The sequence below is a fragment of the Pseudomonas sp. Z3-8 genome, assembly GCF_051131975.1.
In the GTDB taxonomy this organism is placed as follows: domain Bacteria; phylum Pseudomonadota; class Gammaproteobacteria; order Pseudomonadales; family Pseudomonadaceae; genus Aquipseudomonas.
Genome location: NZ_CP071643.1, coordinates 4,617,787 through 4,639,134 on the forward strand (window position 1 = coordinate 4,617,787; position 21,348 = coordinate 4,639,134).

Annotated in this window: 20 protein-coding genes; 6 read left to right on the forward strand and 14 right to left on the reverse strand. The window is 61.7% G+C overall.

The window, feature by feature from the left end; all coding sequences use genetic code 11:
- Window positions 1–2: 2 nt before the first annotated feature.
- The 3 genes from emhB to J3P94_RS21170 all read left to right on the forward strand — a co-directional run bounded on the left by emhB (window position 3) and on the right by J3P94_RS21170 (window position 6,429).
- Window positions 3–3,167, forward strand: coding sequence for an efflux RND transporter permease subunit EmhB (emhB, locus tag J3P94_RS21160; RefSeq protein WP_434569535.1), 3,165 nt, complete (start codon window positions 3–5; stop codon window positions 3,165–3,167).
- Window positions 3,164–4,621, forward strand: a complete 1,458-nt coding sequence (gene adeC / locus J3P94_RS21165) for an AdeC/AdeK/OprM family multidrug efflux complex outer membrane factor (protein ID WP_434569536.1) — start codon at window positions 3,164–3,166, stop codon at window positions 4,619–4,621. Before emhB ends, adeC begins: the two co-directional genes overlap by 4 nt.
- 554 nt (window positions 4,622–5,175) lie before the next feature.
- On the forward strand, window positions 5,176–6,429 hold the full coding sequence (locus J3P94_RS21170; RefSeq protein ID WP_434569537.1) for an OprD family porin: 1,254 nt from the start codon (window positions 5,176–5,178) through the stop codon (window positions 6,427–6,429).
- A 209-nt stretch (window positions 6,430–6,638) separates the two neighbouring features.
- Here J3P94_RS21170 and pcaC read toward each other — a convergent pair whose 3' ends face one another.
- The 11 genes from pcaC to pcaR form a co-directional block, all read right to left on the reverse strand.
- Window positions 6,639–7,031 (reverse strand): 4-carboxymuconolactone decarboxylase, encoded by a 393-nt coding sequence (gene pcaC, locus J3P94_RS21175; protein ID WP_434569538.1) that lies wholly within the window; start codon window positions 7,029–7,031, stop codon window positions 6,639–6,641.
- 10 nt (window positions 7,032–7,041) lie between these two features.
- Window positions 7,042–7,857, reverse strand: a complete 816-nt coding sequence (gene pcaD / locus J3P94_RS21180; RefSeq protein ID WP_434569539.1) for a 3-oxoadipate enol-lactonase — start codon at window positions 7,855–7,857, stop codon at window positions 7,042–7,044.
- A gap of 12 nt (window positions 7,858–7,869) precedes the next feature.
- Window positions 7,870–9,234, reverse strand: a complete 1,365-nt coding sequence (locus J3P94_RS21185; protein WP_434569540.1) for a 3-carboxy-cis,cis-muconate cycloisomerase — start codon at window positions 9,232–9,234, stop codon at window positions 7,870–7,872.
- A 69-nt stretch (window positions 9,235–9,303) separates the two neighbouring features.
- A complete protein-coding gene (locus J3P94_RS21190; RefSeq protein WP_434569541.1) occupies window positions 9,304–10,599 on the reverse strand; it encodes an MFS family transporter in 1,296 nt (431 codons plus the stop codon).
- 214 nt (window positions 10,600–10,813) lie between these two features.
- Complete coding sequence (gene pcaG / locus J3P94_RS21195; protein WP_434569542.1) at window positions 10,814–11,380, reverse strand: protocatechuate 3,4-dioxygenase subunit alpha; 567 nt, start codon at window positions 11,378–11,380, stop codon at window positions 10,814–10,816.
- Between the two features lies 1 nt (window position 11,381).
- Window positions 11,382–12,086 carry a protocatechuate 3,4-dioxygenase subunit beta gene (gene pcaH, locus J3P94_RS21200; protein ID WP_434569543.1) on the reverse strand — a complete coding sequence of 235 codons (705 nt, stop codon included), beginning with the start codon at window positions 12,084–12,086 and terminating at the stop codon, window positions 11,382–11,384.
- 37 nt (window positions 12,087–12,123) lie between these two features.
- A complete protein-coding gene (gene pcaF, locus J3P94_RS21205) occupies window positions 12,124–13,326 on the reverse strand; it encodes a 3-oxoadipyl-CoA thiolase (protein WP_434569544.1) in 1,203 nt (400 codons plus the stop codon).
- Window positions 13,327–14,106 carry a CoA-transferase subunit beta gene (locus J3P94_RS21210; RefSeq protein ID WP_420764441.1) on the reverse strand — a complete coding sequence of 260 codons (780 nt, stop codon included), beginning with the start codon at window positions 14,104–14,106 and terminating at the stop codon, window positions 13,327–13,329.
- Window positions 14,103–14,963 (reverse strand): CoA transferase subunit A, encoded by an 861-nt coding sequence (locus J3P94_RS21215; RefSeq protein WP_434569545.1) that lies wholly within the window; start codon window positions 14,961–14,963, stop codon window positions 14,103–14,105. The genes J3P94_RS21210 and J3P94_RS21215 overlap by 4 nt, the downstream gene beginning before the upstream one ends.
- 293 nt (window positions 14,964–15,256) lie before the next feature.
- Complete coding sequence (locus J3P94_RS21220; protein WP_305496279.1) at window positions 15,257–16,603, reverse strand: MFS transporter; 1,347 nt, start codon at window positions 16,601–16,603, stop codon at window positions 15,257–15,259.
- A 109-nt stretch (window positions 16,604–16,712) separates the two neighbouring features.
- Window positions 16,713–17,555 carry a pca regulon transcriptional regulator PcaR gene (pcaR, locus tag J3P94_RS21225; protein ID WP_305496280.1) on the reverse strand — a complete coding sequence of 281 codons (843 nt, stop codon included), beginning with the start codon at window positions 17,553–17,555 and terminating at the stop codon, window positions 16,713–16,715.
- Window positions 17,556–17,571: 16 nt separating this feature from the next.
- On the opposite strand from pcaR, the gene J3P94_RS21230 reads away from it, so the two are divergent.
- The 3 genes from J3P94_RS21230 (at window position 17,572) to J3P94_RS21240 (ending at window position 20,135) form a co-directional block, all read left to right on the forward strand.
- A complete protein-coding gene (locus tag J3P94_RS21230; protein WP_434569546.1) occupies window positions 17,572–17,832 on the forward strand; it encodes a hypothetical protein in 261 nt (86 codons plus the stop codon).
- Window positions 17,833–18,098: 266 nt separating this feature from the next.
- Entirely contained in the window at window positions 18,099–18,299 is a 201-nt protein-coding gene (locus J3P94_RS21235) for a hypothetical protein (RefSeq protein WP_434569547.1), read from the forward strand.
- Between the two features lie 360 nt (window positions 18,300–18,659).
- The gene (locus tag J3P94_RS21240) at window positions 18,660–20,135 is read left to right on the forward strand and encodes an inorganic phosphate transporter (RefSeq protein WP_305496282.1); all 1,476 of its coding nucleotides are present in this window, start codon (window positions 18,660–18,662) and stop codon (window positions 20,133–20,135) included.
- 253 nt (window positions 20,136–20,388) lie between these two features.
- Here J3P94_RS21240 and ccoM read toward each other — a convergent pair whose 3' ends face one another.
- The 3 genes from ccoM to J3P94_RS21255 form a co-directional block, all read right to left on the reverse strand.
- A complete protein-coding gene (gene ccoM, locus J3P94_RS21245) occupies window positions 20,389–20,505 on the reverse strand; it encodes a cytochrome c oxidase subunit CcoM (protein ID WP_030139315.1) in 117 nt (38 codons plus the stop codon).
- A gap of 144 nt (window positions 20,506–20,649) precedes the next feature.
- On the reverse strand, window positions 20,650–20,811 hold the full coding sequence (locus J3P94_RS21250; protein WP_434569548.1) for a hypothetical protein: 162 nt from the start codon (window positions 20,809–20,811) through the stop codon (window positions 20,650–20,652).
- Window positions 20,812–20,899: 88 nt separating this feature from the next.
- A complete protein-coding gene (locus J3P94_RS21255) occupies window positions 20,900–21,241 on the reverse strand; it encodes an aspartate-semialdehyde dehydrogenase (protein ID WP_434569549.1) in 342 nt (113 codons plus the stop codon).
- Window positions 21,242–21,348: the final 107 nt, after the last annotated feature.

The following is a 21,348-nucleotide window of genomic DNA, read 5'->3' on the forward strand; positions in this document are numbered from 1 at the left end:
CCATGTCGAAATTTTTTATCGACCGTCCGATCTTCGCCTGGGTGATTGCCCTGGTGATCATGCTGGTCGGGGCCCTATCGATCCTCAAGTTGCCGATCAACCAGTACCCGAGCATCGCGCCGCCGGCCATTGCGATCCAGGTGACCTACCCGGGTGCATCCGCACAAACCGTGCAGGACACCGTGGTGCAGGTCATCGAGCAACAGCTCAACGGCATCGACAACCTGCGTTATGTGTCGTCGGAAAGTAACTCCGACGGCAGCATGACCATCACCGCAACCTTCGAGCAAGGCACCAACTCCGACACCGCGCAGGTCCAGGTGCAGAACAAGCTGAACCTGGCCACTCCACTGTTGCCGCAGGAAGTGCAGCAACAGGGCATCCGCGTGACCAAGTCGGTGAGAAACTTCCTGATGGTGATCGGCGTGGTCTCGCGCGATGGCAGCATGACTCGTGAGGACCTGTCCAACTACATCGTGTCGAACATGCAGGACCCGATCTCGCGCACCAAGGGCGTCGGCGACTTCCAGGTCTTCGGTGCCCAGTACGCCATGCGGATCTGGCTTGACCCGGCCAAGTTGAACAAATTCAACCTGACCCCGGTGGATGTGAGCAACGCGGTTTCCGCGCAGAACGTCCAGGTCGCGTCCGGCCAGCTCGGCGGCCTGCCTGCCTTGCCCGGCCAGCAATTGAACGCCACCATCATCGGCAAGACCCGCCTGCAGACCGCCGAGCAGTTCAAAGCGATCCTGCTCAAGGTCAACCCGGACGGCTCGCAAGTGCGCGTCGGCGATGTCGCCGATGTGGCCCTCGGCGGCGAAAACTACAGCATCAACGCTCAGTTCAACGGCGCGCCGGCTTCCGGCCTGGCAGTGCGCCTGGCGACGGGCGCCAACGCCCTCGACACGGCCAAGGCCCTGCGCCAGACCGTCGATGATCTCAAGCCATTCTTCCCGCAAGGCCTGGAGGTGGTGTTCCCCTACGACACCACGCCAGTGGTGAGCGAATCGATCAAGGGCGTGATTGAAACCCTGATCGAAGCGGTCGCGCTGGTGTTCCTGGTGATGTTCCTGTTCCTGCAGAACTTCCGCGCCACCATCATCACCACGATGACGGTGCCGGTGGTACTGCTGGGTACTTTCGGGATCCTCGCCGCGTTCGGTTTCAGCATCAACACCCTGACCATGTTCGGCATGGTGTTAGCCATCGGCTTGCTGGTGGACGATGCCATCGTGGTGGTGGAAAACGTCGAACGGGTGATGAGCGAAGAAGGCCTGTCGCCCAAGGAAGCGACCAAGAAATCCATGGGCCAGATCCAGGGCGCCCTGGTGGGTATCGCCCTGGTGCTGTCGGCGGTACTCCTGCCGATGGCGTTCTTCGGCGGTTCCACCGGCGTGATCTACAAACAGTTCTCCATCACCATCGTCTCGGCCATGGCTCTGTCGGTGCTGGTTGCCCTGATCTTCACCCCGGCCCTGTGCGCCACCATGCTCAAGCCAATCCCCAAGGGCGAGCACGGCACGCCGAAACGCGGTTTCTTCGGCTGGTTCAACCGCAACTTCGACCGTGGCGTCCGCAGCTACGAGCGTGGCGTGGGCAACATGCTCAAGCACAAGGCCCCGTACCTGCTGGCCTACGTGATCATTCTGGTCGGCATGGTCTGGCTGTTCACCCGCATCCCCACCGCGTTCCTGCCGGAAGAAGACCAGGGCGTGCTGTTTGCCCAAGTGCAGACACCGGCCGGCTCCAGTGCCGAGCGCACCCAGGTGGTGGTGGACAAGATGCGTGAGTTCCTGCTGCGTCCGAGCAAGGACGGCGGTGAAGGGGATGGCGTGGCCTCGGTGTTTACCGTGACCGGCTTCAACTTCGCCGGTCGTGGCCAGAGCTCCGGCATGGCGTTCATCATGCTCAAGCCGTGGGAAGAGCGAAACGCCGACAACACCGTATTCAAGATCGCCGGCCGCGCCCAGCAGCACTTCTTCACGTTCCGCGACGCGATGGTGTTTGCCTTTGCTCCGCCAGCGGTGATGGAACTGGGTAACGCCACCGGTTTCGACGTGTTCCTGCAGGACCGCGCCGGCATCGGTCACGAAAAACTGATGGAGGCTCGCAACCAGTTCCTGGGCATGGCTTCGCAGAGCAAGGTCCTGACCCAGGTGCGTCCGAACGGTCTCAACGACGAGCCCCAGTACCAGTTGGACATCGATGACGAGAAGGCCAGTGCCCTGGGCATCACCCTTTCGGATATCAACAATACGCTGTCGATTGCCCTCGGCAGTAACTATGTCAATGACTTCATCGACCGTGGTCGGGTGAAACGCGTCTACGTTCAAGGCCGACCGGACGCGCGCATGAGCCCGGAGGACCTGAACAAATGGTACGTGCGCAACAGCGCCGGGACCATGGTGCCGTTCAGCGCCTTCGCCAAGGGCGAGTGGACCTACGGATCGCCGAAACTGGCCCGTTACAACGGCGTGGAAGCGATGGAAGTCCTCGGTGCTCCGGCGCCAGGTTACTCCACGGGTGAAGCGATGGCCGAAGTCGAGGCCATTGCGCAGAAGCTGCCGGCGGGTGTCGGCATCTCCTGGACCGGCCTGTCGTACGAGGAACGCCTGTCGGGTTCCCAGGCGCCGGCTCTGTACGCGCTCTCGCTGCTGATGGTATTCCTCTGCCTGGCGGCGCTGTATGAAAGCTGGTCGATTCCGATCGCGGTCATGCTCGTGGTGCCGCTGGGGATCATCGGTGCCCTGCTGGCCACCAGCCTGCGCGGCCTGTCCAACGATGTGTACTTCCAGGTGGGTCTGTTGACGACCATCGGCCTGGCGGCGAAAAACGCCATCCTGATTGTCGAGTTCGCCAAGGAGCTCCATGAACAGGGCCGGACTCTGGTGGAGGCCGCGATCGAAGCCTGCAGGATGCGTCTGCGGCCGATCATCATGACGTCCCTGGCGTTCGTCCTCGGCGTCGTCCCGCTGGCCATCTCCACCGGCGCCGGCTCGGGCAGCCAGCACGCCATCGGTACCGGCGTGATTGGCGGTATGCTCACCGCGACCATCCTGGCAATCTTCTGGGTGCCATTGTTCTTCGTGACGGTGTCGTCAATCGGTCGGCGTAAAAATATCGACCAGGACCACACTCCTGAAACTTCTAAAGAGGCTGGCCAATGAGCAAGTCGCTACTTTCCCTGACCATCGCCGCCGTCGTGCTCAGCGGATGCTCGCTGATTCCCGACTATCAGCGGCCCGAAGCACCGGTCGCGGCGCAGTACCCGCAAGGGCCGGCCTATGAGCCGGCCAAAGCACCCGGCCAGGCCGCCGCCGAGCAGGGCTGGAAACAGTTCTTCCACGACCCGGCACTGCAACAGCTGATCCAGGTCGCCCTGGAAAACAACCGCGACCTGCGCGTCGCGGCGCTGAACATCGACGCCTACGCCGCGCAGTACCGCATCCAGCGCGCCGACCTGTTCCCGGCGGTCTCGGCCACCGGCTCCGGCAACCGCCAGCGGGTGCCGGCACGGGCCTCGCAAACCGGTGAAGCGGCAATCAGCAGCTCCTACTCGGCGACGCTGGGGATCAGCGCCTACGAACTGGACCTGTTCGGTCGCGTCCGCAGCCTGAGCGAGCAAGCGTTGCAAAGCTACTTCGCCACCGAAGAAGCCCGCCGCAGCACCCAGATCAGCCTGGTGGCCAACGTCGCCAACGCTTACCTGACCTGGCAGGCCGACAAGGAACTGCTCAAGTTGACCCAGGATACCCTCGGCACCTATGAGCAAAGCCTGAAGCTGACCTCGCGCAGCGCCGAAGTCGGCGTGGCCTCGGCCCTGGACTTGAGCCAAGCCCGTACGGCGGTGGAAAACGCCCGCGTGCAACTGGCCCGCTACACCCGCCAGGTGGCCCAGGACGAAAACAGCCTGACCCTGCTGCTGGGCACCGGCCTGCCGACCAACCTGCAGACACAACCGCTGAGCGCCGACCTGCTCAGCGAAGTGCCACCCGGCTTGCCCTCGGACCTGCTGCAACGGCGCCCGGACATCCTCCAGGCCGAACGCAACCTGCTCGCCGCCAACGCCAATATCGGCGCCGCGCGGGCCGCGTTCTTCCCAAGCATCAGCCTGACGGCCAATGCCGGCACCCTCAGCCCGGACCTGTCCGGCCTGTTCAAGGGCGGCTCGGGCACCTGGACCTTCGCTCCGCAGATCAACCTGCCGATCTTTAACGCCGGCAGCCTGCGGGCAAGCCTGGATTACGCGAAGATCCAGAAAGACATCAACGTCGCGCAGTATGAGCAGTCGATCCAGACCGCGTTCCAGGAAGTCTCCGACGGCCTGGCCGCGCGCCAGACCTACAACGAACAGTTGCAGGCACAGACCGACTTCGTCGCCGCCAACCAGGACTACTACCGCCTGGCCGAGCGTCGCTACCGCATCGGCGTCGACAGCAACCTGACTTTCCTCGATGCCCAGCGCCAGTTGTTCAGCGCGCAGCAATCGCTGATCACCGATCGCCTTGCGCAACTGACCAGCGAGGTCAATTTGTACAAGGCCCTGGGCGGCGGCTGGAATGCCGAGACGGGCAAGCGCGAGCCGATCGCGGAGAAAGCGCCGGAGACGAAGCTGTTTTGATTTGATGCGCTGAAAACATGAAGCCCACCGAAAGGTGGGCTTCTTGTTTGCGCCTGATTCCCAGCCCAACACATATTCCAATGTGGGAGCGAGCCTGCTCGCGAAAGCAATGGATCAGCTTGCACTGATATTGAATGCGCCAACGTCTTCGCGAGCAGGCTCGCTCCCACCCGAGTCGTCTGCGCTCGTCAAATCTGCGTACACCGCCACCTTCCTGTGGGAGCGAGCTTGCTCGCGAAAGCGTTGGGTCAGCTTGCAGGGATATTGAGTGTGCCGACGCCGTCGCGAGCAAGCTCGCTCCCACAGGGAATTGCGTTTGTTTTGCCGTTCGATAATCGCCCGAAACCCGCAAATCGCAATTGAACCGATCCCGGGCGGCCCTTCACCATCGCTCGCACAAAACCAATAACAACAGGTTCGACGCCATGCTCCTACGCCCTGCACCGTCCGGCTGATCCTCAGCCACTTTAACCGTCCAGCCCCACCGTACCGCCTGCAACCCAAGGGTTGCGGCAACGACTCGCTTCGTCCACAGAAAAACAAGAGACACGCCCATGAAACCCACACAGCAAGTTTTCCCCAGCCTCATTGCCGTCGCGCTGTCCGGCGTAGCATTGCCGGTGTTGTCAGCGGAATCGGGGTTCGTCGAGGACGCCAAGGCCACGCTGAACCTGCGTAACTTCTATTTCAACCGCAACTTTACCAATGACGCCGCCACCCAAGGCAAAGCCGAGGAATGGACTCAAAGCTTCATCCTCGACGCCAAGTCCGGTTTCACCCAGGGCACGGTCGGTTTCGGCGTGGACGTGCTCGGCCTGTACTCGGTCAAGCTCGACGGCGGTCGCGGCACCGCCGGTACCCAGTTGCTGCCGGTGCACGACGACGGTCGTCCGGCCGATGACTTCGGTCGTTTGGGCGTGGCCCTCAAGGCCAAGGTCTCGAAGACCGAGCTGAAAGTCGGCGAGTGGATGCCGGTGCTGCCGATCCTGCGTTCCGACGACGGTCGCTCCCTGCCGCAAACCTTCCAGGGCGGCCAGGTCACTTCCACTGAGATCAACGGCCTGAGCCTCTATGGCGGTCAGTTCCGTGGCAACAGCCCGCGCAACGACGCGAGCATGGAAGACATGTCGATGAACGGCCGCGGTGCCATCACTTCCGACCGTTTCAACTTCGGCGGCGGCGAATATGCCTTCAACGAAAAACGCACCCAGGTCGGCGTCTGGTACGCGGAACTGTCCGACATCTACCAGCAGCAATATTTCAACCTGACCCACAGCCAACCCATGGGCGACTGGACCCTGGGCGCCAACCTGGGCTACTTCACCGGCAAGGAAGACGGCAGCGCCCTGGCCGGCGACCTGGATAACAAGACCGCGTTCGCCATGCTCTCGGCCAAATACGGTGGCAACACCTTCTACGTCGGCTTGCAGAAAGTCGGCGGCGATGATGCCTGGATGCGCGTCAACGGCACCAGCGGCGGCACCCTGGCGAACGACAGCTACAACTCCAGCTATGACAACGCCAAGGAAAAATCCTGGCAGTTGCGCCACGACTTCAACTTCGCCGCCGTCGGCGTGCCGGGCCTGACCCTGATGAACCGCTATATCAGCGGTGACAACGTGCACACCGCCACCGTCGATGACGGTAAGGAATGGGGCCGCGAGACCGAGCTGGCTTATACCGTGCAGAGCGGTGCGCTGAAGAGTCTCAACGTGAAGTGGCGCAACTCGACGATGCGCAGGGACTTCAATACCAATGAGTTCGATGAGAACCGGTTGATTGTCAGCTATCCGATCAGCTTGTTGTAAAAAGCCAAACATGGACGGCGGCTGTACCACCGCCATCGCGAGCAAGCTCGCTCCCACAGGGGATCAGTGCCGAGCAAAAAACTTGTGCTCACCGAAGATCCAATGTGGGAGCGAGCCTGCTCGCGAAGGCGTGGGCACATCCAACATGAGTGCTGGCTGAACCACCGCCTTCGCGAGCAAGCCCGCTCCCACAGGGATGAAGTCATCCCTCAAGTTCGTGATTCAATGCCCAGGTCATCCCAGACGGATTCAGCCAGGTGGAAGGTGGCATTGGCCGCCGGGATGCCGCAGTAGATGGCGCTCTGCATGATCACTTCCTTGATCTCGCTGCGGCTCACCCCGTTGTTGGCGGCGGCGCGCAGGTGCAGCTTGAGTTCCTCGTTGCGGTTCATGCCGATCAGCATGGCGATGGTGATCAGGCTGCGGGTATGGCGCGGCAGGCCCGGGCGGGTCCAGATGTCGCCCCAGGCGTGGCGGGTGATCATCTCCTGGAATTCGCTGTTGAATTCGGTCAAGGCATTGAGGCTGCGGTCGACGTGGGCATCGCCCAGCACTGCGCGGCGTACTTGCATGCCTTCGTCGTAACGTTGTTTCTCGTCCACTAAAAACTCCTCAGGCGCGGCCAGTATCAAGCAGGAAATCCAGTACCCGCGCGCTGAACGCGGCGCCGGCCTGGACATTGGACAAGTGCGCGGCATGAAACTCGGCGTATTCGGCACCCTCGACCCGCTCTTGGATAAAACGTCCGCCCGCTGGCGGCGTCACGGCATCTTCGGTGCCAGCGATCACCAGCAATGGCACACGGATCAGCGATAGCTGCTCACGAAAATCGGCATCGCGTACTGCGGCGCAGTTGGCTGCATAGCCTTGGGGCGAGGTCGCCGCCAGCATGTCGGTAATTTTTTCCGCCGTCGCCGGATGGGCCTTGGCGAAATCCGGCGTGAACCAGCGGGCAATCGACGCATCACGCAACGCCACCATCGCCGCCTTGCCATCACGCAGCACGGTTTCGATGCGCGGGTTCCACATCGAAGGGTCGCCAATCTTCGCGGCGGTATTGCACACCACCAGTTTGTGCAGGCGCTCGCCGGCGTTGATTCCCAGCCACTGGCCGATCAGGCCACCCATGGACAGGCCGCAGAAATGCACCTTGTCGATGTCCAGCGCATCAAGCATCGCCAGCACGTCGCGGCCCAGCTGTTCGATACTGTAGGGGCCCTCGGTGACCAGCGACCGGCCGTGACCACGGGTGTCGAAACGCAAGACCCGAAAGTGTTCACTGAACGCCGCGACCTGCTCGTCCCACATGTGCAAATCGGTGCCCAGGGAGTTGGAGAGCACCAGCACCGGGGCGGCCTGCGGCCCGTCCAATCGCCGCTCATCAAAACAATAGCTCAGATCGCCCTCGGCGAGTTTGACCAATCCCACAACAATCTCCTTTCAGGCATTCAAGGCAAGGTGTTCGGCCACCGCTCGGGCAACCCAGGCCTGGGCTTGTCCGAGGTAGTGGGCCGGATCGAGCAGATGATCAAGCTCGGTCGCGGATAACTGCGCGGTGACCTGGGGTTCGTCCCCCAGCACCTCGCGCAAATGCCGTTGTTCGGCCACCGCGCGCTTGCAGCATTGCTCCAGCAGATGATGCGCGGTGTCGCGACCCACCCGCTGGGCCAGGACGATGCTGACGGCTTCGGCCAGCACCAGCCCTTGGGTCAGTTCCAGGTTACGGGCCATGCGCGCCGTATCCACTTCCAGCCCTTCGGCCAGCAGTCGCGCCTGTTGCAGCGCGCCGGACACCAGGCAGCAGATGTCCGGCAGGGTTTCCCATTCGGCGTGCCACAGGCCGAGGCTGCGCTCATGTTCCTGGGGCATGGCGCTGAACAGCGTCGACAACAAACCGGGCACCCGCGTCGCAGCGCCGATCAGCACCGCCGCGCCTACCGGGTTGCGCTTATGGGGCATGGTCGACGAACCGCCCTTGCCCGGTGCCGAAGGTTCGAACGCCTCGCCTGCCTCGGTCTGCATCAACAGGCTGACGTCGCGCCCCAGTTTGCCCAGGCTGCCGGCGATCAAGCCCAGCACCGCGCCGAACTCCACCAAGCGATCGCGCTGGGTGTGCCAAGGCTGCTCCGGCAGGTTCAGCTGCAGCTCGGCGGCCAAGGCTTCGGCCACCGGCAGCGCCTGCTTCCCCAGGGCGGCGAGGGTCCCGGAGGCGCCGCCAAATTGCAGTACCAACAGGCGTGGCTTGAGTTCCCGCAAGCGCTGGCGACTGCGCGTGACGGCCCCCAGCCAGCCGGCGATTTTCATCCCCAGGGTGACCGGCGTGGCGTGTTGCAACCAGGTACGCCCGGCCAGCGGCGTGGCGGCGTAACGTTCGGCTTGTCGAGCCAGGGTGACAGCCAGTTGCGCCAGTTCACCTTCGATCAGTCCGAGCGCCTGGCGCAGTTGCAGGACCAAGCCAGTGTCCATCACGTCCTGGCTGGTTGCGCCCAAGTGCACGTAGCGTTCGGCCTCGGCGCTCTCGGCAGCGATGCGCTTGCCCAACGCCTTGACCAGCGGGATCGCAGAATTGCCGGCACTGGCAATCGCTTCGCTCAACGCTGAAAAGTCGTACAGCTGGGCGCGACAGGCATTCCCGATCGGCGCCACCGCCTCCTGGGGGATCAGCCCAACCCGCGCCTCGGCCCGGGCCAGCGCCGCCTCAAAGTCGAGCATCGCCTGCACACGCCCCGCATCACAGAACACTTCGCGCATGTCGCGGGCGGTGAAGTAGGCATCGAACAGCTGATTGCCCGGTCGTTCGCTCATAAACAGTCCTTCGAAAATTGGATGCCTCTATGGCCAGATATCCCCTCGCCACAATGAATCAACCATGCCTTAAAGATCGTGATGTAAATACGCCGGTTGTTTTGGCAGCCGCAGGCTGAACAGGAACGCAACGACCATCATCACCGTGACATACCAATAAAAAGCGTTTTCCACGCCCTGGGCTTTCAGGCTCAAGGCAACGTACTCGGCCGAACCGCCAAAAATCGCGTTCGCCACCGCATAGGCCAACCCTACTCCCAGCGCCCGCACTTCTGGTGGAAACATTTCGGCTTTCACCAGACCGCTGATGGAGGTGTAGAAGCTGACGATCGCCAAGGCGAAAGTGATCAGGACAAACGCCAGGAACGGGTTGCTGGTGCTTTTGAGCGTCAGCAGGATCGGCACGGTGCACAACGCCCCCAGCCCGCCGAACCAGAGCATGGAGTTACGCCGGCCGATCTTGTCTGCGAGCATGCCGAACAGCGGTTGCATGCACATGTAGAGAAACAGCGCACCGGTCATGATGTAACTGGCGGTCTTGGCATGCAGGCCGGCGGTGTTCACCAGGTACTTCTGCATGTAAGTGGTGAAGGTATAGAAAATCAGCGAACCGCCGGCGGTGTAGCCCAGCACGGTGATGAACGCCGCCTTGTGATCGCGAAACAACGCGGCGATGCTGCCAGCGTCTTTGTTTTCGCGCATTTCCTTGCTGGTGGTTTCCTTCAAGGACCGGCGCAGGAACAGGGAAATCAACGCCGCGGCGGCGCCCACCACGAACGGGATTCGCCAACCGTAAGCGCGCAGTTCGTCTTCGCTGAGAAACTGCTGCAGGATCACCACCAGCGACACTGCCAAAAGTTGTCCGCCGATCAGCGTCACGTACTGGAACGAGGCAAAAAAGCCGCGTTGCCCCTTGAGGGCGACTTCGCTCATGTAGGTCGCGGTCGTGCCGTACTCGCCGCCCACCGACAGGCCTTGCAGCAGGCGAGCGAACAGCAGCAGCACCGGCGCCCAGACGCCGATGTCCTTGTAGGTGGGCAGGCAGGCGATGAGCAACGAGCCGAAGCACATCATCATCACCGAGATCATCATTGAATTCTTGCGCCCGTGACGGTCCGCTACCCGGCCGAAAATCCAGCCGCCAATGGGCCGCATCAGGAACCCGGCGGCGAATACCCCCGCCGTGTTGACCAGTTGCACCGTCGGATTGTCCGATGGAAAAAACGCCGGGGCGAAATAAATCGCGCAGAACGCATAGACGTAGAAGTCGAACCATTCGACCAGGTTGCCGGAAGAGGCACCGACGATGGCGAAGATGCGCTTGCTGCGTTCTTCGCCGGTGTAGTGGCTGATTGGGGTGGTCATGGGTTAATCACTCGTTGGGGACTGACGAAGTCTAGACATACTTCGTAACACTCCCGTTCCACAGTCTTGCCTCCCGTGGCGAGGGAGCTTGCTCCCGCTCGGCTGCGTAGCAGTCGCAAAACCAGGCTCCGCGCTGCTTTGATACACCGCGTCGCCTGCCATGGGCTTGCTGCGCAAGCCAGCGGGAGCAAGCTCCCTCGCCACGGGGGTTCACTCAGTAATCGAAGAACACTGTCTCGGCATCCGTGCCCTGGAGAATCACGTTCCACTGGTAAACACCCGATGCATCGGGCCTGGCCACGATGGTGTCGCGACGCCCCTCGGGTACGCAGGCCAGCAACGGGTCAGCTTCGTTGGCGGATTCGTCGGCGAAATAGATGCGCGTCAACAGATGCTTGACCAACCCGCGGGCGAACACCAGTACAACGAGATGCGGCGCCTGGGTCGTACCGCCCAACCCCGGCACGGTGCCCGGCTTGATGGTGGTAAAGCGGAACCGCCCTTCGGCATCCACTGGCACCCGGCCGAAACCGTCGAAATGCGGGTCCAGCGGTTTGTCCTGATCGTCTTCCGGGTGAGCGTATTTACCGGCGGCGTTGGCCTGCCAGACTTCCAGCATGGCGTCGTTGACGAACTGGCCGTTGCCGTCGATCACTTGCCCGGTGATCGCCACGCGCTGGCCGAGCGTCTGGGCGTCGGTCAGGTCTTCGCGGTTCAGCCACGTCAGGCCGATGTGGTAGTAAGGCCCGACGGTGTGGGACGTAGTGGCGTTGAGCGTCATCTTATTTCTCCATCGGCGTGGCTTCGCGGCCGCGCAAGACGATGTCCCAGCGATAACCGAGGGCGTAGTGAGGAATGGTTTTTTCCAGGTCGAAACTGGCGATCAAGCGTTCCTTGGCACGGCTGTCCGGCACGCAGTTGTAGATCGGGTCGTATTCCAGCAACGGATCACCGGGGAAATACATCTGCGTGACCAGGCGCGTCAGGATGCTCGGCCCGAACAATGAAAAATGGATATGCGCAGGACGCCAGGCGTTGTGGTGGTTGCCCCACGGATAGGCGCCGGGCTTGATGGTCTGGAACTGATACCCGCCATCGGCATCGGTCACGGTGCGACCGGTGCCGGTGAAGTTCGGGTCCAGCGGCGCGTCATGGTTGTCACGGTCGTGGTTGTAGCGACCGGCGGCGTTGGCCTGCCAGATCTCGATCAGGATGCCCGGCACCGGCTCGCCGTGCTCATCGAGCACGCGCCCGTGAATGATGATCCGTTCACCGAGCGGCTCACCGGCATGCTGGGCGGTCAGGTCATGGTCCTTCTCCTGAAGACGATCAGCACCTACGGTCGGCCCGGTGATTTCCGACAATGAATGGGGCAGGTACACCAACGGCTTGGACGGCGAGCGCAGGTTGGTGGACTGGTACGGCGGGTGCAGATACTCCGGCTGAGTGCCCGCTTGAGGGCGACGGTAACCAGGCTTGTCAGTCATGCAGCATTCCTCGGTTTCTTATTGGTAGGACGACCCGTCAGACGCGTTCGATAGCCAGTGCCAGACCTTGGCCGACGCCGACGCACATGGTCGCCAGGCCTTTCTTGCCGCCGGTCTTTTCCAGATGATGCAGCGCTGTCATTACCAGCCGCGCCCCACTCATGCCCAGTGGATGGCCCAAGGCAATGGCGCCACCGTTCGGATTGACGTGCGGTGCATCGTCCGCCAGCCCGAGATCGCGCAACACCGCCAGGCCCTGGCTGGCAAAGGCTTCGTTAAGCTCGATCACGTCAAAATCGGCGACCGCCAGGCCCAGGCGCTCAGTCAGTTTGCGCACCGCCGGCACCGGGCCGATGCCCATCACCCGTGGCGCGACGCCGGCGCTGGCCATGCCCAGCACTCTGGCTCTGGGGGTCAGGCCGTGTTTCTTCACCGCTTCGGCGGACGCGAGGATCAGCGCAGCCGCCCCGTCATTCACGCCCGAGGCGTTGCCGGCGGTCACGGTCTTGTCGGGGCCGTTGACCGGTTTGAGTCGGCCCAAGGTTTCCAACGTGGTGTCGGCGCGTGGATGCTCGTCCTGCTCGACCACCGTTTCGCCCTTTTTGTGGGCGATGCGAACCGGCACGATTTCTTCGGCAAAAAATCCCGCCGCCTGGGCCGCCGCCGCACGCTGCTGGCTGCGCACGGCAAAGGCGTCTTGATCAGCGCGGGACACCGCGTAGTCATCCGCCACGTTATCAGCGGTCTGCGGCATTGCATCAACGCCGTACTGGGCTTTCATCAGCGGGTTGATGAAGCGCCAACCAATGGTCGTGTCCTCCAGCTTCATGTTGCGTGAGAACGCCGCATCGGCCTTGCCCATCACGAACGGCGCGCGGGACATCGATTCGACGCCGCCGGCGATGGCCAGCTCCATTTCGCCGCTGGCAATGGCGCGGAACGCCGTGCCGATGGCGTCCATGCCCGAGGCGCAGAGGCGGTTGACGGTCACGCCGGGGATGCTCTCCGGCAGACCGGCCAGCAACAAGGCCATGCGCGCGACGTTGCGGTTGTCTTCACCGGCCTGGTTGGCGCAGCCCAGGAACACTTCGTCCACCGCGCGCCAGTCCACCGATGGGTTGCGTTCCATCAGCGCCTTGATCGGCACTGCCGCCAGGTCATCGGCACGCACTGCGGACAGGCTGCCGCCGAACCGGCCGATGGGGGTTCGAATCGCATCACAGATAAAAACGTCGCGCATTCAGGCTTCTCCTGGAGTCTGGCCGTGGGCCGCAGCGGTACGGGCCTCAAGGTCGCGCAATGCACGCAACTCGACCTCGGTCGGTTCGGCGGTGGTCTGCACCTGGTCGGCGAAACGGATCGCCCAGCCGGTGGCGGCGATGACCTGCTCACGGGTCACCCCGGGGTGCAGCGAAGTGACCACGAACTCATGGCTGCCGGCTTCCGGTTCCATGATGCACAGGTCAGTGATGATCCCTACGGGGCCAGCGCCCGGCAGGCCGAGGCGCTTGCGCGAATCACCGCCTTCGCCGTGACCGACCGAGGTGATGAAGTCCAGCTTGTCGACAAACGAACGCGCCGATTGCTTGAGGATGATCAGCACACTTTTCGCCGAGCCGGCGATTTCCGGCGCGCCACCGGCACCCGGCAAGCGGACTTTCGGCTGATGATAATCGCCGACCACCGTGGTGTTGATGTTGCCGAAACGGTCCACCTGGGCCGCGCCGAGAAAGCCGACGTCGATGCGCCCGCCCTGCAGCCAGTAGCGAAAAATCTCACCGGTGGGTACGACGGTGTCCGCGGTTTCCGCCAGTTCACCGTCGCCGATGGACAGCGGCAATACGCTGGGCTTGGCGCCGATCGGACCGGATTCGTAGATCAGGACGACATCAGGCGACGAAGTCAGCCGCGCCAGGTTGGCCGCTTTCGACGGCAGGCCGATGCCAACGAAACACACGGCGTTGTTCTTCAGCCGACGGGCCGCGGCGACGGTCATCATCTCATTGGTGGAATAGGTCATGGTTTCACCTGCGAAGCGGCCGCCAGCCGGGCCTGGAATTCACTGAAGTCCCTGGTGCCATGGATGTACTCGTCAATCCATGCGGTAAATGTCTCACGGTCCCGGGCGATAGGATCCCACGCCTGGTAGAAACGATTGTCACGCTCGGTGTAGCCGTGAGCGTAGGACGGATGCGCGCCACCCGGTACATGACATACCGCGCTCAAGGCCCAGGTTGGCAGCACGCAGGCATTCATCGGCGCGTTCAGGTCGTCGACGATTTCTTCCACGGTGACGATGCAACGCTTGGCCGCCAGGGCCGCTTCTTTCTGCACACCGAGGATGCCCCACAGCAACACGTTGCCCTTGCGGTCGGCCTTCTGTGCGTGGATCACGGTAATGTCCGGTCGCACCGACGGCACGGCGGCAAGCACTTCCCCGGTGAAGGGACAGGTGACGCTTTTGATCAGCGGATTGACCTTCGGCAGGTCGGAGCCGGCGTAGGCCCGAAGTACTGCGAACGGCAGGCCGGAGGCGCCGGCAACGTAGGCATTGGCCAGGTCGGCGTGGCTGTGCTCCTCGATTTCCAGCGGATGCGGCCATTGCTTTTCGACCGCATCGCGCAGCCGGTGCAAGGAACCCACGCCAGGATTGCCGCCCCAGGAAAAAATCAGTTTGCGAGCACAACCGGCGCCGATCAACTGGTCGTAAATCAAGTCAGGCGTCATGCGCACCAGGGTCAGGTCCTTCTTGCCCTGACGAATGATTTCATGACCCGCCGCCGTCGGGATCAGGTGCGTGAAGCCTTCGAGCGCGACGGTATCGCCGTCGTTGACGAACTGCTTCACCGCGTCGTGCAGCGAAAGGATTTCAGCCATGGGGCAGGCTCCCGTTATCCAGTAGACCGACATGAAAAAGAGGCGCGAGGTCCAGCGCCTGGGTGACTGAAGATTAAGCCGGGGAAAAACGCCAAACAATCCGATAATCGACAGAGTGTTCGTTTATCGAACAGATTGTTGCGTAGCTATCGATTTACTCAAGCTCATAAAGTCCCCTGTGGGAGCGAGCTTGCTCGCGATGGCGTCGTGTCAACTTGCATAGAAGTTGACTGAGCCACCGCTATCGCGAGCAAGCTCGCTCCCACAGGAATTTGAGCAAAAATGCCGCTGGCTCAGGTCGCATCCGCATGGCTGACCATGCCTTTGATAACGACCGCCGCGGTCGCCAATGCCGCTGGAATCACCAGCGCGGTCAGGACCTGTTCGAAGTTCCAGCCCAACCCCAACAACGTCGCGCCCATCCACGCGCCAAGAATCGCGCCGAACCGGCCGATGCCCAGCATCCACGACACCCCGGTAGCCCGGCCCTGGGTTGGGTAGAACCGCGCCGCCAGGGACGGCATCGCCGATTGCGCGCCGTTGACGCACATGCCGGCCACCAGCACCAGGGTGGCGAGCAAGGTAATGTTGCCCAGGCTCTGCCCTACCGCGTAGGCAAATACCCCGGCCATCAGGTAGAAAATGCCGATGACCTTGTGCGGATTGAAACGGTCCATCGCCCAACCCACCCCGACTGCACTCAATACGCCGCCGAACTGAAACAGCGCGCCGATGAACGCCGCCTGCTCCATGCTCGCGCCGCTGTCGCGCATCAGCGTCGGCAGCCAACTGGTCAGCAGATAGACAATCACCAGCCCCATGAAATACGTCAGCCACAACAACAAGGTGCCGGCGCTGTAGGTACCGGAAAAGATCACCGCCAGCACGTTGCGCGCTTTTACGGTCTTTTGTTCGGGCACGCTGAAGCTGGCCGCCTGGGCGATGGTCGGCGGGTCGATCGGCGCCAGGGTCTTGCGCACCTTGTCGGTGCCACGGTTACGCACCACCAGGTAACGCGCCGACTCCGGCAGCCAGAACACCAGCACCACCGCCAGGATCAACGGCAGCACGCCACCGATCAGCAGCAAGCTGTGCCAGCCGAACGCCGGTATCAGCTTGGCGGAGATGAAACCGCCGCCGGCCATACCCAGGTTGAAGCCGCAGAACATGCTGGTGACCAGCAGGGACTTCTTGCGTTCCGGGGTGTATTCCGAGAGCAAGGTCGTGGCATTCGGCATCCCGGCCCCCAATCCCAGGCCGGTCAGGAAACGCAGCACCAGCAGTTGGTCGACGTTGGTACAGAAGGCCGAGGCCAGGCTGAAAGCGCCAAACAACACGACCGCCCCCACCAATACGATTTTTCGTCCGAAACGGTCAGCCAATGGGCCGGAACCCAGTGCGCCGAATACCATGCCGATCAGCGCTGCGCTCATCACCGGGCCAAGACTGGCCCGATTGATGCCCCAATCCTGGGAAAGCGCCGGGGCGATGAAGCCCATGGCCGCGGTGTCGAGGCCATCGAGGAAAACGATCAGGAAACAGAGAATGACCACTCGCCATTGGTAACGAGAAATGGGCTGGGCATTGATGAAGGATTGCACATCGAGGCAGGTGCCTACGGAGGTCTGGGGCTGGTTCATTTTATTTTTATTCCACGCAAGAAACGCCAGATGACGCTGCGCGACATTAATGAGCCCGGGCAAATACCGTCAATTCACCGAAGCGGAGTGTGTGCGTTTATCGAACAGCTTAAGTGAACAGTTGCGCGCTCAGGTCCCGGCTGGCCCCGAGCAGGCCAGGCAAAAAGCGCTGCTCCAGCTCGTTGCGGCTGACCCGTCCGGCATGGGTGCTGACGTTCAGGGCCGCCACCACCTGGCCCGAAGCATCGTATACCGGCACGGCAATCGAGCGCAGGCCCTGTTCCAGTTCCTGATCGACAATGCACCAACCCTGCTGCCGGACCTGTTGCAAGCATTCGAGCAACGCCTCGGGCGTGTGCAGGGTGCGGCTGGTCTTGGCCTGCAGGTCGGCATGCTCGAGATAATCGCGCAGCGACGCGTCATCCAGTGCCGCCAGCAGGATCCGGCCCATCGACGTGCAATAGGCTGGCAGGCGGCCACCGACGGACAGGTCCACCGAAATCAGCCTTTGAGTCGTGGCCGACCGGGCGATGTAAAGGATGTCATCGCCTTCCAGCGTCGCCATGTTGCAGGCCTCGTGCAGCTGTTCGCTCATGCGGTCCAGGTACGGTTGGGCAGAAACCGCCAGCGGTGTCGATGACAGATAGGCATGGCCCAGGGTCAGCACTTTGGGCAACAGCGAATAAGTTCGTCCGTCGGTGGTGGCGTAGCCGAGCTTGATCAACGTGTGCAGGCAGCGCCTCACCGCCGCGCGGGGAATTTCGGTGCGGTGGCTGATCTGGGCGATGGTCAGGTGCCGCTTGCGCTCCTGGAATGCCTGGACCACCGCCAGTCCACGGGCCAGCGAGGTCATGAAGTCCGGGTCACCGGTCAGGGCCTGGATCCGCTTGGCCGGCGAAGCGACGATCGGCGGCGCTACTGAAGTGAAGGCGTTGCGCAATTGGTCGTTCATCTCTGGTTCTCCCGGAATGACGGCTATTACAAGCGGCTGCCCGTCGGACAGACAAGTGTCGATCCATCAACACCGTGCGATTATCGAACCGGCGGTCGATAATCGCAATCAGCAGGCGCCTGCCAGTCTTGCTGTTTTTTGCGTTTTTCCAGCAAGCACCTTGGACGACGAACTTAAACAGCGACAAAGAATAATGAACTTGTCATATGAAAATGACGTCAGGATATCGACACTTGTGATGCGTGCCGCACAACTAGCAACACTTATGCAATATTGATTCACACCGGTAACCCGGTACTTTAACTTTGCTAGTGTTATTGCGGCGGACCGCTATAATGCGCGCCAGTGGCGGATCGGCCAATGGATCCACTCCTTCCGCGAGCACAATGGTTTTGTTGTGTCAGCAGCCTGGCCGCATCTCCCGTATCGGCAATATGCGAAACCCTGATGCTACGTCAGCTATCAGCTCTGGTGCCGTGGCCGTCTGCATCGCGTACATGCAGTGCGTATCACCAGATCAATTTCAATTCATTAGGTAATGATGTGACGAAAGACGAACTGCGCGCGGAACTTGAGCGCCAGGAACAACGTTACAAGGAAGTTTACGGCGGGGAAGTCACCACCTACGCCGCGCAACCTGAACCGGAACGCAAACCCTGGCGCAAACGCGCCACTGTTCAGGACCAGGCGTTCAGCCAGGAACTGCAAAAGATGGAAAAAGAACTCAAGGCCGAGGAAGAATGATTCTCCGGGCTTGAGTTCCGTAGCGTGTCCGGCCACACCCCGGTCGGACACCGGTAGCGAGGGCCCGCCAAAAGCGGGCCGTCATTCTCTCCACCATCGGTCGGCGGACATTCACCGCTGAATTTCTTTTTTCAGATATTTCAGGCGCCCGCCCCACCCCCCCACGCCCTGCGCAGAACCTTGCCAGCCGGCATTTTCATCCCGAAATCAAAGGGTTGCGCAGCCCATTCAAAACCCAGGCCCGCACGGCTTCCTGCCGGTTATTTCGTTGAAGAATGTTACCGATGAGCAGTCGATGCATCGATTAGCGAGGTTTTCTGGCATAATCGCGCCCCCTTATGACCGGGTCAGAAAACCTTCATGATCGATTTATTCAGCGGACTGGATGCTTGGGTGCTCGTGAGCCTCTTGCTCGCCCTGGCTTTTGTCCTCGCCTTCGAGTTCATCAACGGCTTTCATGACACCGCTAACGCGGTTGCCACTGTTATCTACACCAAAGCCATGCCGCCTCACCTGGCGGTGTTCTTTTCCGGTGTGTTCAATTTCCTCGGCGTACTGCTGGGTGGCGTGGGGGTGGCGTACGCCATCGTTCACCTGCTGCCCGTGGAGTTGCTGATCAATGTGAACACCGGACACGGCCTGGCCATGGTGTTCTCGCTGCTCGCGGCGGCCATCACCTGGAATCTCGGCACGTGGTACTTCGGTATCCCGGCGTCCAGTTCCCATACGCTGATCGGCTCGATCCTCGGCGTGGGCCTGGCCAATGCGCTGATCAACGATATTCCGTTGGCCGACGGGGTGAACTGGCAGAAAGCGATCGATATCGGCGCCTCCCTGGTGTTCTCGCCGATGGCCGGCTTCCTGATCGCGGCCCTGGTGTTGCTCAGCCTGAAATGGTGGCGCCCACTGTCGAAGATGCACAAGACGCCGGAACAGCGCCGCAAGATCGACGACAAGAAACACCCGCCGTTCTGGAATCGCCTGGTACTGGTGATTTCCGCCATGGCCGTCAGCTTCGTCCACGGTTCCAACGATGGCCAGAAAGGCATCGGCCTGATCATGCTGGTGCTGATCGGTATCGTACCCGCACAGTTCGTTCTCGACCTGAACAGCACTACCTACCAGATCGAGCGCACCCGCGACGCGACGTTGCACCTTAGCCAGTTCTACAAGCGCAACAACGAGTCGCTGGGTGAGTTCCTGGCCTTGGGCAAGAGCGTCGAAGGCGACCTGCCGGAGAAATTCCGCTGCAACCCGCAGCAGACCGAACCGACCATCAATGCGCTGCTCGACACCCTCAAAGGCGTGGCGGATTACCACTCGCTGCCGTCGGAAAGCCGCATCGAAGTGCGCCGCTACCTGCTTTGCCTGGATGATACGGCGAAAAAAGTCGGCAAGTTGCCTGGCCTGGCAGCCCGTGAAAAAGACGACCTGAACAAGCTGCGCAAGGACCTGACCGCGACCACCGAATACGCCCCGTTCTGGGTAATCCTGGCGGTTGCCCTGGCACTCGGCCTGGGCACCATGGTCGGCTGGAAGCGCGTGGTACTGACCATCGGCGAGAAGATCGGCAAGCAAGGCATGACCTACGCCCAAGGCATGTCGGCGCAGATCACCACGGCCTGCATGATCGGCGCGGCGAATATCTTCAGCCTGCCGGTTTCCACCACCCATGTGCTGTCTTCCGGCGTGGCGGGCACGATGGTGGCCAACAAGAGCGGCCTGCAGGGCGGCACGGTCCAGACTATCCTGCTGGCCTGGGTGCTGACCCTGCCAGCAACGGTGGGCCTGTCGGCGGCACTGTTCTGGCTGGCGTCGAAGGCCATCGGCAGCTGAGTTTCAGCGGCTCGTGAAAAAGGTGCGTTCCTTGCGGTTCGCACCTTTTTTATTTCCACTTGAATCCTTGTGTGGGAGCGAGCCTGCTCGCGAAAGCGGTGTATCAGCCACTGAGTGGATAGCTGATACTGCGCCTTCGCGAGCAGGCTCGCTCCCACAGTGGTTTTGTGTAGAACTGAAAATTCGCCTCCAAAAAAAAAGGGCGACCGAAGTCGCCCAAATGCCTTGCGTGCTCGTTGTCGCCGGAAAAGACCTACGGCTTTTTGCGCTTGTGTGCGTCTTTCCAGATGAATAATCCAAACCCTGCAAAAAACACGAACATGAGGCCGACCGTCAACACACCGGCAAACACCACATTATCGATAAACATGACTGGCCTCCTGGTCTTGCCCCTGTTGCGATGGGATCAAGTTAACCAATCAGGCCTGGAGGAAAATTGACCGGGGTCAATAACGCTCGCGACGGAGCGCAAAGGAAGGGTGATAACTGATCCATATCAATGGATCGAGGGGGTTCAGCGCTTTTTTGGTTTGTTTTTCGATTTTTTCTTCGGCTTGCCCAAGGGCATGGCCTGCTCGAAGGCCTGGCGGACTTCATTGAGGCGTTTTTCGTTGAGGTCGTGAACACGCTTTGCGCGCTCTGCACCGAGATCAATCAGTTTGTCTTCTTGGCTCATGCTGTGTCGACATCGTACGGTGAGTGGCGGATGCGCCCATGATGCGGGTTACCGGTTGCGTTGACCAGCCAGCGACGTCGACGAGACCTCAGATCTGGATATCCACCCATAGGCCCTGGCGCTCTTCGCCCTCGACGAGCGGAACGACCGGCACGGTGTTGTCGGCGTTCAGCTCCGTGCCCGGAACAGCCAGATGCTCCTCGGGATCCTCGTCGGCTTCGCGGCGGCGCCGGTTGCGCTCCTGCTGGCGACGCTGCTCTTCGCGCAGCAACAGAGCGGCCTCCTCCGGGTCACCCTTTTGCAGGTCGATGGTGCTTTCGTTGGAGCTTTGTTGTACCGGGACCACGGGAGGAATATCCGGTCGCGGGCGGATCGGATCCTGCTGAGCGGTGATGGGTACGGCGCTCAAGGGGAGCATGGGTGGCAACATAAAGGTCTCCTGTCTTCAGGTTGTCGGCGGCGGCGAGGACAGCTTGAACCGCTGGTCTGAAACTTGTGAGCTGGTTGGCATTACGCGGAGCGAGGACACAAGCTTGT

What these genes read in the sequence shown, in the direction of transcription:
- J3P94_RS21185 (WP_434569540.1), bottom strand. Translation starts at nt 9,234, where the DNA reads ATGAGCGAACGACCGGGCAATCAGCTGTTCGATGCCTACTTCACCGCC.
- adeC (WP_434569536.1), top strand. Translation starts at nt 3,164, where the DNA reads ATGAGCAAGTCGCTACTTTCCCTGACCATCGCCGCCGTCGTGCTCAGC.
- J3P94_RS21230 (WP_434569546.1), top strand. Translation starts at nt 17,572, where the DNA reads ATGACGGCTATTACAAGCGGCTGCCCGTCGGACAGACAAGTGTCGATC.
- J3P94_RS21215 (WP_434569545.1), bottom strand. Translation starts at nt 14,963, where the DNA reads ATGGCTGAAATCCTTTCGCTGCACGACGCGGTGAAGCAGTTCGTCAAC.
- J3P94_RS21170 (WP_434569537.1), top strand. Translation starts at nt 5,176, where the DNA reads ATGAAACCCACACAGCAAGTTTTCCCCAGCCTCATTGCCGTCGCGCTG.
- pcaG (WP_434569542.1), bottom strand. Translation starts at nt 11,380, where the DNA reads ATGACGCTCAACGCCACTACGTCCCACACCGTCGGGCCTTACTACCAC.
- pcaR (WP_305496280.1), bottom strand. Translation starts at nt 17,555, where the DNA reads ATGAACGACCAATTGCGCAACGCCTTCACTTCAGTAGCGCCGCCGATC.
- J3P94_RS21250 (WP_434569548.1), bottom strand. Translation starts at nt 20,811, where the DNA reads ATGAGCCAAGAAGACAAACTGATTGATCTCGGTGCAGAGCGCGCAAAG.
- emhB (WP_434569535.1), top strand. Translation starts at nt 3, where the DNA reads ATGTCGAAATTTTTTATCGACCGTCCGATCTTCGCCTGGGTGATTGCC.
- J3P94_RS21240 (WP_305496282.1), top strand. Translation starts at nt 18,660, where the DNA reads ATGATCGATTTATTCAGCGGACTGGATGCTTGGGTGCTCGTGAGCCTC.
- J3P94_RS21255 (WP_434569549.1), bottom strand. Translation starts at nt 21,241, where the DNA reads ATGTTGCCACCCATGCTCCCCTTGAGCGCCGTACCCATCACCGCTCAG.
- J3P94_RS21210 (WP_420764441.1), bottom strand. Translation starts at nt 14,106, where the DNA reads ATGACCTATTCCACCAATGAGATGATGACCGTCGCCGCGGCCCGTCGG.
- pcaF (WP_434569544.1), bottom strand. Translation starts at nt 13,326, where the DNA reads ATGCGCGACGTTTTTATCTGTGATGCGATTCGAACCCCCATCGGCCGG.
- pcaH (WP_434569543.1), bottom strand. Translation starts at nt 12,086, where the DNA reads ATGACTGACAAGCCTGGTTACCGTCGCCCTCAAGCGGGCACTCAGCCG.
- J3P94_RS21190 (WP_434569541.1), bottom strand. Translation starts at nt 10,599, where the DNA reads ATGACCACCCCAATCAGCCACTACACCGGCGAAGAACGCAGCAAGCGC.
- J3P94_RS21220 (WP_305496279.1), bottom strand. Translation starts at nt 16,603, where the DNA reads ATGAACCAGCCCCAGACCTCCGTAGGCACCTGCCTCGATGTGCAATCC.
- ccoM (WP_030139315.1), bottom strand. Translation starts at nt 20,505, where the DNA reads ATGTTTATCGATAATGTGGTGTTTGCCGGTGTGTTGACGGTCGGCCTC.